We start from the raw sequence: 15153 nt of genomic DNA, 5'->3' as shown, positions 1-15153 counted from the left end.
TATTTTCCGGTTGTTTGCGCCGTCTGTGAAAAAAACTGGCGAAAGGTTGTTCAAAAATCCACCAGTCCCGGTATGATCGCGCGCCCTGATGCACACGCTGGTAACAACCGATGATGAAGCCGAACCTGATCGCCGCCGCGGAGATCGACCGCCTCGATACCTGGGCCAAGTACTCTGCCCCGATGTGCGGCTCGTGCATGTCCAGCTGCTGCACCCTGCCGGTCGAGGTCAAGATCAAGGATCTGATTCGCATCGGCGTGGTCGATGAGTTCGAGCTGGGCGATCCGCCGAAGAACATCGCCAAGCGCCTGCAAAAGGAAGGTCTGGTCGAGCGCTTCAACCAGAAGTCAGGAATCTTTACCCTCCAGCGCATGAGCAACAACGATTGCCTGTATCTGGATCGTAAGAGCCGTCTGTGCACTATTTATGAAAAGCGCCCGGATACCTGCCGCAATCACCCGAAAATCGGCCCGCGGCCGGGGTATTGCGCGTACAAGCCGAAAGAAGTGGAGCGCGAGCGGAGTTCGCGGAGTATCGAGCGGTTCTGATATTTCCTGAAACCAGTGGCGGCTGATCGGCCGCCATCGCGAGCAAGCTCGCTCCCACAGGGGTTCTGTGGTGTTCACACAATTTGTGGTTCACCTCGAACACTGTGGGAGCGAGCTTGCTCGCGATGAGGCCAGTACAAGCGCCACACAAACCCCAGACAAACAAAAACGCCCCCGGCCTTGCGGTCGGGGGCGTTTTTTTGTCAGCTAACTAAATGACTTAGTTACCGGACTTCTTGGCAGCGCGGGTACGCTCGCTTTCGCCCAGGATCTTCTTGCGAAGACGGATGGACTTAGGCGTGACTTCACACAACTCGTCTTCTTGTACGAATTCCAGAGCTTGCTCCAGAGTGAAGCGTACAGGCGGAACCAGAGCGATGGTTTCGTCTTTACCCGAAGCACGCATGTTGTCGAGCTTCTTGCCTTTGGTTGGGTTAACACCCAGGTCGTTGTCGCGGCTGTTCAGACCAACGATTTGACCTTCATAGATGTCCTGGCCGTGTTCGATGAACAGCTTGCCACGCGACTGCAGGGTTTCCAGCGAGTAGGTCAGTGCCTTACCGGTAGCAACCGATACCAGCACGCCGTTCTGACGGCCGGACATGTCACCGGACTTCATGGTGTCGTAACGGTCGAAGATCGAGGTCAGGATGCCTGCACCGGAGGTCAGGGTCAGGAACTCGTTACGGAAACCGATCAGACCACGGGCCGGGATGTTGTACTCAAGGCGCACACGGCCCTTGCCATCCGGAACCATGTTGGTCAGGTCGCCTTTACGGATACCGATCTGTTCCATGATCGCGCCCTGGGATTCTTCCGGCAGGTCGATGGTCACGTTTTCGTACGGTTCGTGCTTGACGCCATCAACCATACGGATGATCACTTCCGGACGACCAACACCCATTTCGAAGCCTTCGCGACGCATGGTTTCGATCAGTACCGAGAGGTGCAGCTCACCACGGCCGGAGACTTTGAACTTGTCGGCGGTGTCGCCTTCTTCAACGCGCAGAGCAACGTTGAACAGCAGCTCCTTGTCCAGACGTTCCTTGATGTTACGGCTGGTCACGAACTTGCCTTCTTTACCGCAGAAAGGCGAGTCGTTTACCTGGAAGGTCATGGAAACGGTTGGTTCGTCAACGGTCAGCGGCTTCATCGCTTCGACGTTCAGTGGGTCGCACAGGGTGTCGGAGATGAACAGCTGGTCGAAGCCACTGATGCAGACGATGTCGCCAGCCAAAGCTTCTTCAACGTCAATGCGGTGCAGGCCGTGGTGACCCATCAGCTTCAGGATACGACCGTTGCGCTTCTTGCCGTCAGCGTCGATAGCGACGACCGGAGTGTTCGGCTTGACGCGACCGCGAGCGATACGGCCAACGCCGATCACACCCAGGAAGCTGTTGTAGTCCAGTGCGGAGATCTGCATCTGGAACGGACCGTCACGGTCGACTTTCGGCGCTGGTACGTTGTCGACGATCGACTGGTACAGCGGGGTCATGTCTTCAGCCATTTCAGTGTGGTCCAGACCGGCAATACCGTTCAGGGCCGAGGCGTAGACGACTTTGAAGTCCAGCTGTTCTTCGGTAGCACCCAGGTTGTCGAACAGGTCGAAGATCTGGTCCAGAACCCAGTCCGGACGCGCGCCTGGACGGTCAACCTTGTTGATGACCACGATTGGACGCAGGCCAGCTTCGAAAGCCTTCTTGGTCACGAAACGGGTTTGCGGCATAGGGCCGTCTTGAGCGTCAACCAGCAGCAGAACGGAGTCGACCATCGACATTACGCGTTCAACTTCGCCGCCGAAGTCGGCGTGGCCCGGGGTGTCCACGATGTTGATGTGGTAGCCGTTCCAGTTGATGGCGGTGTTTTTCGCCAGAATGGTAATACCGCGCTCTTTTTCCTGGTCGTTGGAGTCCATCACGCGCTCGTCGTTGAGCTCGTTGCGCTCCAGGGTGCCGGATTGACGCAGGAGTTTGTCTACCAGGGTGGTCTTACCATGGTCAACGTGGGCAATGATGGCGATGTTGCGTAGATTTTCGATCACTTGTGTATCTCGATCAGAGGATTCGGTGTGCTGACAAGTCTTGGCAGCGATTAACAGTAGCGTCCGTGAAAGCCGTTACAGCTTGACGGTGGCATCGGGGGGCCGGTGACGCAGGCCACAGGCAAACAGCCCCGGGCACTTAGCTCGGTCGATAAACGCGCACATTGGCATGCCCCTCACTGAGCAAATGGTGGGCATGCAGGCGACTCATCACGCCTTTGTCGCAATACAGCAGGTACTGGCGAGTAGGGTCCAGTTCCTTGAAACGAGCGTTCACTGCATAAAACGGCATCGTTTGTACCTCGATGCCAGCGAGTTCCAGCGGGTCGTCTTCAGCGGCATCCGGGTGACGGATGTCGATGACGATCTGACCGGCCAGCGCTTCGCTGACTTCTTCAATCTGCAAGTCCTGGCCCAATTCATCGATCACACGATCGATCGGCACCAGTTTGGCGTTTTCGAGCGCACGCTCGAGTACCGCCATATCGAATTCTTTCTCTTCATGCTCGACGCGATAGCGCTTGGCCGCGGTCTTCGGATTGACCGAGATGACGCCGCAGTATTCCGGCATGTGCCGGGCGAAATCGGCGGTACCGATTTCGTTGGCCAGGTCGATGATGTCCTGCTTGTGGCTGGCGATCAGCGGACGCAACACCAGCTTGTCGGTCACGCAATCGATCACTGACAGGTTCGGCAGCGTCTGGCTCGATACCTGGGAGATCGCCTCACCAGTGACCAGCGCCTCGATGTGCAGTCGATCGGCAATTTGGGAGGAAGCGCGCAACATCATACGCTTCAATACTACGCCCATATGACTGTTATCGACTTTGCCGAGAATTTCGCCCAGCACTTCTTCGAACGGCACACTGACAAATAGCACGCGTTGGGAGCTGCCGTACTTCTTCCAGATGAAATGCGCGACTTCCATGACGCCCAGTTCGTGGGCACGTCCGCCCAGATTGAAGAAGCAGAAATGCGCCATCAGGCCGCGGCGCATGATCTGGTAGGCCGCTACGGTGGAATCGAAGCCGCCGGACATCAGCACCAGGGTCTGCTCCAGCGCGCCTAGCGGATATCCGCCGATGCCGTTGTGCTGGCTGTGGATCACGAACAACCGTTGGTCGCGAACTTCGATCCGGACTTCGATTTCCGGCTTTTTCAGGTCGATCCCGGCGGCACCACACTGACGGCGCAACTGGCTGCCGACATATTTTTCGATATCGATGGAGCTAAATGGGTGCTTGCCGGCACGCTTGCAACGCACCGAGAAAATCTTGCCGGACAGTGCATCACCGTAGTGCTGCTTGCACTTTTCAACGATGTCGTCGAAATCGCCCAGCGGGTATTCATCGATCTGCAGGAAATGCGCGATGCCCGGCATGCAGCTCAGGCGCTCGCCCATCTCCTTCAAGGCCTTGGGGTCGCTGACACGGGTTTCCAGCTCGAGGTTGTCCCACACGCCGTTCACCACCACGGCCGGGTCCAGATCGCGGAGCACGGCACGGATGTTCTTGGCCAATTGACGGATGAAACGCATCCGTACCGGGCGGCTCTTGATGGTGATCTCGGGGAAGACTTTTACGATTAATTTCATGGAAACAGCGCGCGCATGGCCTGCCGAAAAAGGGGGGCGCGGATTATAGCGGAAATTGCTCAAGGTTTAACCAGTTAATGTGCAGAAGGTTTTGCGCGCACCAAAACAGGTCATTTATTGAAATGAACGCCACATTGTAGGGCGGGATTTTCCGCTTTAAGGTACTTTTCCGCCTGACAGGCGTGAAATTGGGGCAAAAAACCCATGGTGGGGCACTGGCATGCAATTTGCTCCCTTGTGAGGCAGGTTGCCTTGGCAGAGTATTCGCGCCGGCATCACCCACATTTAAGGGCATCCATTACTAGCCCGAAGCCACCCGGAGGACACTATGTCGAAGTCGGTTCAACTCATCAAAGATCATGACGTCAAGTGGATTGATCTGCGCTTCACGGACACCAAAGGCACTCAGCACCACGTGACCATGCCGGCTCGCGATGCGCTGGATGACGACTTCTTCGAAGTCGGCAAAATGTTCGACGGTTCCTCCATCGCTGGCTGGAAAGGCATCGAAGCCTCCGACATGATCCTGATGCCGGACGACTCCACCGCTGTTCTGGACCCGTTCACCGAAGAACCGACCCTGATCCTGGTCTGCGACATCATCGAACCTTCGAGCATGCAAGGCTACGACCGCGACCCACGTGCGATCGCCAAGCGCGCCGAAGAGCACCTGAAAGCCACCGCTATCGGTGACACCGTATACGCCGGTCCAGAGCCAGAGTTCTTCATCTTCGACCAGGTGAAGTTCAAGTCCGACATTTCCGGCTCCATGTTCAAGATCTACTCTGAACAAGGTTCGTGGATGTCCGACCAGGACATCGAAGGCGGCAACAAAGGCCACCGTCCTGGCGTCAAAGGCGGCTACTTCCCGGTTCCACCGTTCGACCACGATCACGAAATCCGTACCTCCATGTGCAACGCACTGGAAGAAATGGGCCTGACCGTTGAAGTTCACCACCACGAAGTGGCGACTGCCGGCCAGAACGAAATCGGCGTCAAGTTCAACACCCTGGTGAAGAAAGCCGACGAAACCCAAACCCTGAAGTATGTCGTACACAACGTAGCCGATGCCTACGGCCGCACCGCGACCTTCATGCCTAAGCCTCTGTACGGCGACAACGGCTCGGGTATGCACGTACACATGTCCATCTGGAAAGATGGCAAGAACACCTTCGCAGGCGAAGGCTATGCCGGTCTGTCCGATACCGCTCTGTACTTCATCGGCGGCATCATCAAGCACGGTAAGGCCCTGAACGGCTTCACCAACCCGGCGACCAACTCCTACAAGCGTCTGGTTCCAGGCTTCGAAGCTCCAGTGATGCTGGCCTACTCGGCTCGCAACCGCTCCGCTTCGATCCGCATTCCTTACGTGTCGAGCCCGAAAGCCCGTCGTATCGAAGCACGCTTCCCGGATCCGGCTGCCAACCCATACCTGTGCTTCGCCGCACTGCTGATGGCTGGCCTGGACGGCATCCAGAACAAGATCCACCCTGGCGACGCCGCTGACAAAAACCTGTATGACCTGCCGCCTGAAGAGGCCAAAGAGATCCCACAAGTTTGCGGCAGCCTGAAAGAAGCCCTGGAAGAGCTGGACAAAGGTCGTGCGTTCCTGACCAAAGGCGGCGTTTTCAGCGACGACTTCATCGACGCTTACATCGCCCTGAAAAGCGAAGAAGAAATCAAGGTACGTACCTTCGTACACCCACTGGAATACGAGCTGTACTACAGCTGCTGATCCGGTAGCGCCGCAACACGCGGCGTGACAAAAAGAGGCCTCCTTCGGGAGGCCTTTTTTGTGGGCAACTTCCGACAATGAAACCCGACATCTCCTCGGGCACACACAGCATCGTCCGGCATCAACCAGCTTGAATGACTCGTAGCCTGCTCACTACCTGCAATCAACGGATGGAATGATGAAAACCTTCCCACTCAAGACGCTACTGGCCGCTCTCACCGCCCTCGCCCTTCTAGGCTGCACGACAAAACCCCCATCGACAGAAATCAAACGGGAAATCCTGCTTCAAAGCAGCAAGTCGTGGGATAGCACACCTTACATTCGCTACCCGGATGCCGCGCCCGAGCTGACAGTGCTCAAACTCACGATCCCTGCCAATAGCAAACTCCCCTGGCACACCCATCCGACTCCCAACGCGGCTTACATCCTCTCAGGCGAGCTGACAGTCGAAGACAGGAACAGCGGCCAGACCCGGCGCATCAAACAAGGCGAAGCGCTGGCCGAAATGGTCAATATCACTCATCGCGGCGTCACCGGCGATGAACCGGTAGAACTTGTTGTGTTCTATGCTGGCAGCGAAGGCATTCCATTGGCGGAGTAGTCTTTGCTTCACACAGGGAGTCCGAATGCGGCCACTGTTATTACTTCTACTGCTGTCCTTCAATTTTCCCGTGATGGCCCAAATCTACAAATACACCGATGCCGCCGGTAATACCGCCTACAGCAATCAACCGCCCGCTGGTGCTGACGCCCGGGCGGTTGATTTGCCGCCGCTCAACAGCATCGAACGCCAACCGCCCAGCGATCCTGCACAACCTCAGGCCGGTAATGGCGCCGAGCCAATCCACGGTGCCTACGAAAAACTGGAACTCACCGGCCTGCCCACCACCGAAGCCCTGCGCGCAAACAACGGTACTTTCACGGTAAGTGTGCTGATCAAGCCGCGCCTGCAAGGTCCCCACCTGCTGCGCCTGCTGCTGGACGGCCAGCCCTACGGCCAGCCAGGCAACGTGCCGACCCTGCAACTGGTGAACATCGATCGCGGCGAACACCGCCTCGCCGTGCAAGTGATCGATGGCGAAAACGTTGTGCAGCAAAGCCCTGCGGTGACATTCACCGTACAGCGGGTGCACAAGCCTTGAAGGCCTGGGCACTGATCGCCTGCCTGATCGCCCTGCCCGCGTCGGCAGAGGTCTTCATGTATGTCGACGCCCAGGGCAATCGGGTTTTCACCGACCAGCCCAAACCCGGCAACGCCAAGCGCGTACCGCTGACAACGAGCAATCGAATAGCGGCCAACCCCACCAGTGCAGCGTCGCTGCTTGCCCAGAGCAGTCCTGAAGTACAAGCGCTGTTCCACTATGAGGTGCTGCGCATCCTGATCCCGGAACCCGACGCAACCATCCGCAGCAACACCGGCGAAGTCATCGTCAGCGCCACCAACGAACCCGCCCTGCAACCCGGTCACCGCTACCGATTGCTGCTCGACGGTCAGCCCTCCGCCGAACCCGACCTGAGCCCGGTGTTCGCTTTGAGCAACATCGATCGCGGCAGCCATACCCTGTCTGTGGAAATCCTCGACGAACAGGGGCGCATCCTCGAACGCACCGCCAACCAACCTTTCCACATGCAGCGCACGTCTCTCGCCCAGAAGCGCAGGATCAAACCCTGCACTCTCGAAGACTACGGCCAGCGGCCGGAATGCCCGCTCAGCGACAAGCCCGGCGAAGAAAAAAATCCTTTCCTGCGACTTTTCTAACCTCGTTCAGCTTTGCGCACTATATTGGTGCAATTGCTTGCACCGTACTCACATTCCAACCCATTTTGGTTCGAAAGTACCCGCAGAAGCTGGCAGACCGCCACGCAAACGAGCGTCAAACGTCCGTTTCAGGCGCTGAACGCTTCTTTTCGGAGCCTTGGTTTGGTTTTTGCATTTTGCCCGTACCAGCGTTTTTTTTTGCGCATGCTCTGCCCTAAAAGAGGTCCCGATGACCATTAGCGACGCACTCCACCGTTTGCTACTCGACAACCTCACCACTGCCACCATCCTGCTCGACGCCGAACTGCGCCTCGAGTACATGAACCCGGCGGCGGAGATGCTGCTGGCCATCAGCGGCCAGCGCAGCCATGGACAGTTCATCAGTGAGTTGTTTACCGAATCGACCGAGGCGCTGAACTCGTTGCGCCAGGCCGTCGAACAGGCGCACCCGTTCACCAAGCGCGAAGCCATGCTCACCGCCCTCACCGGCCAGACCCTGACCGTCGACTACGCGGTAACGCCGATCCTGAGCAACGGCGACACGCTGCTGCTGCTCGAAGTCCACCCCCGAGACCGCCTGCTGCGGATCACCAAGGAAGAAGCACAGCTGTCGAAACAGGAAACCAGCAAGATGCTGGTGCGCGGCCTTGCCCATGAAATCAAGAACCCCTTGGGCGGGATTCGCGGCGCGGCACAATTGCTCGCCCGGGAACTGCCGGAAGAAAGCCTGCGCGACTACACCAACGTCATCATTGAAGAAGCCGACCGCCTGCGTAACCTGGTCGATCGCATGCTCGGCTCCAACAAGCTGCCGTCGCTGGCCATGTGCAATGTCCACGAAGTGCTTGAGCGTGTCTGCCATCTGGTGGAGGCTGAAAGCCAGGGCTGCATCACCTTGGTGCGCGACTACGATCCAAGCATCCCCGACGTCCTGATCGATCGCGAACAAATGATTCAGGCAGTCCTGAACATCGTGCGCAACGCCATGCAGGCCATCAGCAGCCAGAACGAACTGCGCCTGGGCCGCATAAGCCTGCGCACCCGCGCCATGCGCCAGTTCACCATCGGCCACGTGCGCCATCGCCTGGTGACGAAGATCGAGATCATCGACAACGGTCCGGGCATCCCTGCAGAACTTCAGGAAACCATTTTCTTCCCCATGGTCAGCGGTCGTCCGGACGGTACCGGGCTGGGCCTGGCCATTACCCAGAACATCATCAGCCAGCACCAGGGCCTGATCGAATGTGACAGCCACCCCGGCCACACCACCTTCTCGATCTTTCTGCCACTGGAACAAGGAGCCACATCGACATGAGCCGTAGTGAAACCGTGTGGATCGTCGATGACGACCGTTCTATCCGTTGGGTCCTGGAAAAAGCCTTGCAACAGGAAGGCATGACCACGCAAAGCTTCGACAGCGCCGATGGCGTGATGAGCCGCCTGGCGCGCCAGCAGCCGGACGTGATCATCTCCGACATCCGCATGCCCGGTGCCAGCGGCCTGGAGCTTCTGGCGCGGATTCGCGAACAGCACCCACGGCTACCAGTGATCATCATGACCGCGCACTCCGATCTGGACAGCGCTGTCGCGTCCTATCAGGGCGGCGCTTTCGAGTACCTGCCCAAGCCGTTCGATGTCGACGAGGCGGTTTCCCTGGTCAAGCGCGCAAACCAGCACGCTCAGGAGCAACAAGGCCTGGAAGTTGCCCCGACCCTGACCCGCACCCCGGAAATCATCGGCGAAGCGCCGGCGATGCAGGAAGTGTTTCGCGCCATCGGACGCTTGAGCCACTCCAACATCACCGTGCTGATCAATGGTGAATCGGGTACCGGTAAAGAACTGGTGGCCCATGCGCTGCACCGTCACAGTCCGCGGGCGGCTTCGCCGTTCATCGCGCTGAACATGGCGGCGATCCCCAAAGACCTGATGGAATCCGAACTGTTCGGCCACGAGAAAGGCGCATTCACGGGCGCGGCCAACCTGCGTCGCGGGCGTTTCGAACAAGCCGATGGCGGTACGCTGTTCCTCGACGAAATCGGTGACATGCCCGCCGACACCCAGACCCGCTTGCTGCGGGTACTGGCCGATGGCGAGTTCTACCGCGTCGGCGGTCATGTGCCGGTGAAGGTCGATGTGCGCATCATCGCTGCGACTCACCAAAATCTGGAAACCCTGGTGCATGCCGGGAAATTCCGTGAGGACTTGTTCCATCGCCTCAACGTGATCCGTATCCATATCCCGCGCCTGTCGGACCGTCGCGAAGACATCCCGACCCTGGCCAAGCACTTCCTCGGCCGCGCCGCCCAGGAGCTGGCAGTCGAGCCGAAGCTGCTGAAAAGCGAAACCGAGGAATACCTGAAGAACCTGCCGTGGCCCGGCAACGTGCGTCAGCTGGAGAACACCTGCCGCTGGATCACGGTGATGGCTTCGGGCCGCGAAGTTCATATCGGCGATCTGCCGCCGGAGCTGCTGAGCCTGCCTCAGGACTCGGCGCCCGTGACCAACTGGGAACAGGCCCTGCGCCAGTGGGCTGACCAGGCGCTGGCCCGTGGTCAGTCGAGCCTGCTCGACAGCGCCGTGCCGGCCTTCGAGCGGATCATGATCGAGACCGCCCTCAAACACACCGCCGGTCGCCGCCGCGATGCCGCCGTCTTGCTGGGTTGGGGCCGCAACACCCTGACGCGCAAGATCAAGGAATTGGGGATGAAGGTTGATGGCGGGGATGATGATGAGGGGGATGAGGGTTAAGTTGGGCTAAGCCCTTCAACAATCGCTGGTGACGGACCTCTTTGTGGTTCACACCAAACAATGTGGGAGCGGGCTTGCTCGCGAAAGCGGTGTGTCATTCAACATCGATGTTGAATCTGATGGCCTCTTCGCGAGCAAGCCCGCTCCCACATTCAGAGCTGCGTGCACCGACTGAATGCACCGTGAACCGCAATCGCGCACGGTAACCGTCCTGAAACCTCGCCGCAAAACTCGACACAACCTGCCACCCAAAAACACGAAAGCCCCGTTCTACGGGGCTTTCAGCGTTTTAAGGAATTTTTTGTTTCGCATTGTTAAAACCTGGCACGCCCCCTGCAATAACCCTTTCAAGTGAATCAGTTCACCCACCCGGTTTCGGGGACCTTGGTACAGGCAGGCCGGGGATTCCCCTCTTTACATCGGGCTCACACCGCACCCGCGACGAGCCCAGCCGTTTTGGGGCCCTTGATACAGGCAGGTCAGGGGTTCCTTCTTTACACCAGGCTCACACCGCACTCGCGACGAGCCTCCCGTTTCGGGAACCTTGGTACAGGCAGGCCGGGGATTCCCTCTTTTATTGCTCTCGGAGATGGATCTCCAGCCGCCAGCGGTCATCGACCTCGCTACCGGCCCACTCACCCTGCAGGGGCCGGGCCGCTACCAGTGTCAGCAACAACCCCCCATCGCTCAAACGTACCCGCCAGTTCACGTCCTTGCCGCCGAGCTTGAGCTGACCTTTGTGCGCCTTGCCCTCGGCGCCAAACAGCAGCGCGACACTGCCATCAACCATCTCGCCGTGGGTCTTGGGTTCGTTGTTGAACCACACCACCAGCCCGTCGTTCGTCACTTCCACCTGCTGCAACTGACTGGGGTCTGGCGTGGTCAGGCGACCGATCATCATCCCGACCATCACCCCGACAATCGCCAGCGAGCCCATTACCCGCAGGAATAGTTTCGAACGCACGCCGGCTTGCGGCGTAGAATGCGCGTCATCTTTACCTTCGGAGCCGTGCATGTTTCACGTCATCCTTTTCCAACCAGAAATTCCGCCGAATACCGGCAACGTTATCAGGCTGTGCGCCAACAGTGGCTGCCACCTACATTTGATCGAACCGCTGGGCTTCGAGATGGACGACAAGCGTCTGCGCCGGGCCGGCCTCGATTACCACGAGTATGCCACCCTGCAACGCCACGCGGACCTCGCCAGCTGCCTGGAGAGCCTCGGCCATCCACGACTGTTCGCCTTCACCACCAAGGGCTCGCGGCCGTTCCACGATGCCAGCTTCGTTCCGGGCGACGCGTTCCTGTTCGGTCCGGAAAGCCGGGGCTTGCCCGCCGAAGTGCTGGACGCCCTGCCCGGCGAGCAACGCCTGCGCCTGCCGATGCGCGAGGGCTGCCGCAGCCTGAATCTGTCGAATACCGTGGCGGTGGCCGTTTACGAAGCCTGGCGTCAGAACGACTTCAAATAACACCGCATAATAAATGTGGGAGCGGGCTTGCTCGCGAAGGGGTCATCAGCTTCAACATGAATGTTGACTGAAAAACCGCTTTCGCGAGCAAGCCCGCTCCCACATTGGACTTGCTTCGACGCTCAGAAATGCTTACTGAACGGTCGGAGTCTCGCCAGCAGCCTGCATGCGTTGCAGCTCTTGCGCGTACAGCGCATCGAAGTTCACCGGAGCCAGCATCAGTGCCGGGAACGAACCGCGGGTCACCAGGCTGTCCAGGGTTTCGCGAGCGTACGGGAACAGGATGTTCGGGCAGAACGCACCCAGGGTGTGGCTCATCGAAGCGTCATCCAGGTTCTTGATCAGGAAGATACCGGCCTGTTGCACTTCAGCGATGAACGCCACTTCGTCACCGTTTTTCACGGTAACCGACAGGGTCAGCACGACTTCGTGGAAGTCAGCTTCCAGCGTCTTCTGACGGGTGTTCAGATCCAGAGCGACGCTCGGCTCCCACTGCTGGCGGAAGATCGCCGGGCTTTTTGGAGCTTCGAAGGACAGGTCACGCACATAAATGCGCTGCAAGGAGAATTGCGGTGCAGTTTCTTCTTCGTTCGCAGCAGTGTTCTGTTGGTCAGTCATCGCAGATCCTTCTTGATCCAGTGTTCATTTAGGTTTGCTTGTTTGGGGTATTGCCGTCAGGCCCTGAGCAGCGCGTCGAGCTTGCCGGCGCGGTCCAGGGCGAACAAATCATCACAACCGCCCACATGAGTGCTGCCGATCCAGATTTGCGGCACGGACGTACGTCCGGCCTTCTGGGCCATCGCAGCGCGCACCTGCGGCTTGCCATCGACCTTGATCTCTTCGAAGGCCACGCCTTTGTTCTCGAGCAGGTACTTGGCTCGCGAGCAGTAAGGGCAGTAATCGCTGGAATAGACGACGACGCTACTCATATCACTTCACCAACGGCAGATTGTCGGCTTTCCAGCTGGAGATACCGCCGGACAGCTTGGCGGCGGTGAAGCCGGATTTCATCAATTCGCGGGCGTGGGTGCCAGCGGTCTGGCCCATGGCATCGACCAGGATGATGGTCTTGGCCTTGTGCTTTTCCAGCTCGCCAACGCGGGCGGTCAGTTTGTCCTGAGGAATGTTCAGCGCGCCGACAATGTGACCGGCGGCGAAATCCTTGGTCGGACGAATGTCGATCACTACGCCTGCGTCCTTGTTGACCAGGCCGGTCAGTTCGCCGGTGCTCAGGCTGCGGCCGCCGCCCTGCATTTGATAGGCAATCAGCAACGCCAGCAGAACGACGAAGATACCGACGAGAATGTAGTGGTTAGTGGCGAATTCAATCAGGTGAGCAACCATCGAAGGAGGTTCCAGGGCGTTAAAATGTCGGCCAGTATACACAGCCACTATGGTGGGCCAAACCCCGTCCGGCGGTGACGCGGCCGGAACTTCGCTTTAAACTGCGACTCCCTTTTCCATTACCCCTTTTACCTCAGCCACGAGTGGATTCCATGACTACCACGCCTAAACCTTTGGTCCTGATGATTCTCGACGGCTTCGGTCACAGTGACAGCCCCGAATCCAATGCCATCTATGCGGCCAGGAAGCCGGTACTCGACCGTTTGTGGGCCACCGTGCCGAACGGCCTGATCTCGGGCAGCGGCATGGACGTCGGCCTGCCGGATGGCCAGATGGGCAACTCCGAAGTCGGCCACATGAACCTGGGCGCCGGTCGTGTGGTGTACCAGGACTTCACTCGCGTGACCAAATCGATCCGCGACGGCGAGTTCTTCGAGAACCCGACCATCTGCGCTGCCGTAGACAAAGCCGTCGCCGCCGGCAAAGCCGTGCATTTCATGGGCCTGCTGTCCGATGGCGGCGTGCATAGCCACCAGGATCACCTGGTCGCCATGGCCGAACTGGCCTTCAAGCGCGGCGCACAAAACATCTACCTGCACGCGTTCCTCGACGGCCGCGACACGCCGCCGAAAAGCGCGCAGTCGTCGATCGAACTGCTCGACGCGACCTTCCAGGCCCTGGGCAAAGGCCGGATCGCCAGCATCATCGGCCGCTACTACGCCATGGACCGCGACAACCGTTGGGACCGCGTGTCCCAGGCCTACAACCTGATTGTCGATGGCCAGGGCGAATTCAACGCCGCCACCGCCCAGGAAGGCCTGCAAGCGGCCTACGAGCGTGGCGAGAGCGACGAATTCGTCAAGGCCACCTCCATTGGTGAGCCGGTAAAAGTCGAAGACGGCGATGCCGTGGTATTCATGAACTTCCGCGCCGACCGTGCCCGCGAGCTGACCCGCGTGTTCGTCGAAGACAACTTCAGTGAGTTCGAGCGTGCCCGCCAGCCGAAACTGGCCGGCTTCGTCATGCTGACCCAATACGCCGCCAGCATCCCTGCGCCGTCGGCTTTCGCTGCCGGCAGCCTGGAAAACGTGCTGGGCGACTACCTGGCGAAAAACGGCAAGACCCAGCTGCGCATCGCCGAAACCGAAAAATATGCCCACGTGACCTTCTTCTTCTCCGGCGGCCGCGAAGAACCGTTCCCGGGCGAAGAGCGCATCCTGATTCCGTCGCCGAAAGTCGCCACCTATGACTTGCAGCCGGAAATGAGCGCACCGGAAGTCACCGACCGCATCGTCGACGCCATCGAAAACCAGCGTTACGACGTGATCGTGGTCAACTACGCCAACGGCGACATGGTCGGCCACAGCGGCGTGTTCGAAGCGGCGGTCAAGGCCGTTGAATGCCTGGACCTGTGCGTGGGTCGCATCGTCGATGCCCTGGAAAAAGTCGGCGGCGAAGCCTTGATCACCGCTGACCATGGCAACGTCGAGCAAATGTCCGATGAAACCACTGGCCAGGCGCACACTGCGCACACCACCGAGCCGGTACCGTTCATCTATGTCGGCAAGCGCGACCTGAAGGTCCGCGAAGGCGGCGTGCTGGCGGACGTGGCGCCGACCATGCTGAAGCTGCTGGGCCTTGAGCAACCGGCGGAAATGACCGGGACTTCGATTCTGGTCTGATTGGGTCTCCAAAACGCCACAAAACCTGTAGGAGCGAGCTTGCTCGCGATAGCAATCTGACAGCCAACATCTATGTTGAATGGTCGGACGCCATCGCGAGCAAGCTCGCTCCCACATCTATGGTTACCCCCTTTTCTGCAATACTGTTGTTGATGTCGTGTTTGGCTTGCTTTCATCTATCCGGCGTCTGAGTTGGGGTTGTCGCCCCGCGCCTCGATGAGAATCGATGCCCA

General features: G+C 58.9%; 15 protein-coding genes. 9 read left to right on the top strand and 6 right to left on the bottom strand.

Translation table 11 applies throughout. The features are described 5' to 3' along the window. Nucleotides 1-110: 110 nt before the first annotated feature. Nucleotides 111-548 carry a YkgJ family cysteine cluster protein gene (locus KGB28_RS15745; RefSeq protein ID WP_108216195.1) on the top strand — a complete coding sequence of 146 codons (438 nt, stop codon included), beginning with the start codon at nt 111-113 and terminating at the stop codon, nt 546-548. 220 nt (nt 549-768) lie between these two features. On the opposite strand, the gene typA is transcribed toward KGB28_RS15745, so the two are convergent. Continuing rightward, nucleotides 769-2589: a translational GTPase TypA gene (typA, locus tag KGB28_RS15740; RefSeq protein WP_046041316.1), complete on the bottom strand. Its 1821-nt coding sequence runs from the start codon at nt 2587-2589 to the stop codon at nt 769-771. A 139-nt stretch (nt 2590-2728) separates the two neighbouring features. Beyond that, entirely contained in the window at nt 2729-4183 is a 1455-nt protein-coding gene (gene thiI / locus KGB28_RS15735) for a tRNA uracil 4-sulfurtransferase ThiI (RefSeq protein WP_223446431.1), read from the bottom strand. Between the two features lie 328 nt (nt 4184-4511). Between thiI and glnA the strand changes: the two genes are divergently transcribed. From glnA to ntrC, 6 genes are all read left to right on the top strand, one after another. After that, nucleotides 4512-5918 carry a type I glutamate--ammonia ligase gene (gene glnA, locus KGB28_RS15730; RefSeq protein WP_008002929.1) on the top strand — a complete coding sequence of 469 codons (1407 nt, stop codon included), beginning with the start codon at nt 4512-4514 and terminating at the stop codon, nt 5916-5918. A gap of 178 nt (nt 5919-6096) precedes the next feature. Further along, nucleotides 6097-6519, top strand: coding sequence for a cupin domain-containing protein (locus KGB28_RS15725; RefSeq protein WP_223446430.1), 423 nt, complete (start codon nt 6097-6099; stop codon nt 6517-6519). A gap of 25 nt (nt 6520-6544) precedes the next feature. Next, a complete protein-coding gene (locus tag KGB28_RS15720) occupies nt 6545-7060 on the top strand; it encodes a DUF4124 domain-containing protein (RefSeq protein ID WP_223446428.1) in 516 nt (171 codons plus the stop codon). Next, a complete protein-coding gene (locus KGB28_RS15715; protein ID WP_223446427.1) occupies nt 7057-7677 on the top strand; it encodes a DUF4124 domain-containing protein in 621 nt (206 codons plus the stop codon). The genes KGB28_RS15720 and KGB28_RS15715 overlap by 4 nt, the downstream gene beginning before the upstream one ends. 229 nt (nt 7678-7906) lie before the next feature. After that, the gene (gene glnL / locus KGB28_RS15710; RefSeq protein ID WP_150756808.1) at nt 7907-8992 is read left to right on the top strand and encodes a nitrogen regulation protein NR(II); all 1086 of its coding nucleotides are present in this window, start codon (nt 7907-7909) and stop codon (nt 8990-8992) included. Continuing rightward, nucleotides 8989-10425: a nitrogen regulation protein NR(I) gene (gene ntrC / locus KGB28_RS15705; RefSeq protein ID WP_046040882.1), complete on the top strand. Its 1437-nt coding sequence runs from the start codon at nt 8989-8991 to the stop codon at nt 10423-10425. Before glnL ends, ntrC begins: the two co-directional genes overlap by 4 nt. 574 nt (nt 10426-10999) lie before the next feature. On the opposite strand, the gene KGB28_RS15700 is transcribed toward ntrC, so the two are convergent. Continuing rightward, nucleotides 11000-11440 (bottom strand): hypothetical protein, encoded by a 441-nt coding sequence (locus KGB28_RS15700; RefSeq protein WP_223446425.1) that lies wholly within the window; start codon nt 11438-11440, stop codon nt 11000-11002. Here KGB28_RS15700 and KGB28_RS15695 point away from each other — a divergent pair. Beyond that, a complete protein-coding gene (locus KGB28_RS15695) occupies nt 11439-11894 on the top strand; it encodes a tRNA (cytidine(34)-2'-O)-methyltransferase (RefSeq protein ID WP_150755639.1) in 456 nt (151 codons plus the stop codon). The genes KGB28_RS15700 and KGB28_RS15695 overlap by 2 nt on opposite strands. 132 nt (nt 11895-12026) lie before the next feature. On the opposite strand, the gene secB is transcribed toward KGB28_RS15695, so the two are convergent. The 3 genes from secB to KGB28_RS15680 are packed head-to-tail and all read right to left on the bottom strand — an operon-like array spanning nt 12027 to nt 13238. Continuing rightward, on the bottom strand, nt 12027-12512 hold the full coding sequence (gene secB, locus KGB28_RS15690; protein ID WP_057397192.1) for a protein-export chaperone SecB: 486 nt from the start codon (nt 12510-12512) through the stop codon (nt 12027-12029). Nucleotides 12513-12568: 56 nt separating this feature from the next. Then, complete coding sequence (gene grxC / locus KGB28_RS15685) at nt 12569-12823, bottom strand: glutaredoxin 3 (protein WP_150726523.1); 255 nt, start codon at nt 12821-12823, stop codon at nt 12569-12571. A gap of 1 nt (nt 12824) precedes the next feature. Continuing rightward, nucleotides 12825-13238 carry a rhodanese-like domain-containing protein gene (locus KGB28_RS15680; RefSeq protein WP_053153177.1) on the bottom strand — a complete coding sequence of 138 codons (414 nt, stop codon included), beginning with the start codon at nt 13236-13238 and terminating at the stop codon, nt 12825-12827. A 152-nt stretch (nt 13239-13390) separates the two neighbouring features. On the opposite strand from KGB28_RS15680, the gene gpmI reads away from it, so the two are divergent. Further along, nucleotides 13391-14920 carry a 2,3-bisphosphoglycerate-independent phosphoglycerate mutase gene (gpmI, locus tag KGB28_RS15675; RefSeq protein WP_150755638.1) on the top strand — a complete coding sequence of 510 codons (1530 nt, stop codon included), beginning with the start codon at nt 13391-13393 and terminating at the stop codon, nt 14918-14920. Nucleotides 14921-15153 lie beyond the last annotated feature (233 nt).

Source organism: Pseudomonas sp. BF-R-19 (genome assembly GCF_019956445.1).
GTDB lineage: Bacteria > Pseudomonadota > Gammaproteobacteria > Pseudomonadales > Pseudomonadaceae > Aquipseudomonas > Aquipseudomonas fluorescens_BH.
The sequence above is the reverse complement of the archived record's forward strand: the minus strand, read 5'-3'. Positions and strand labels throughout refer to the sequence as shown.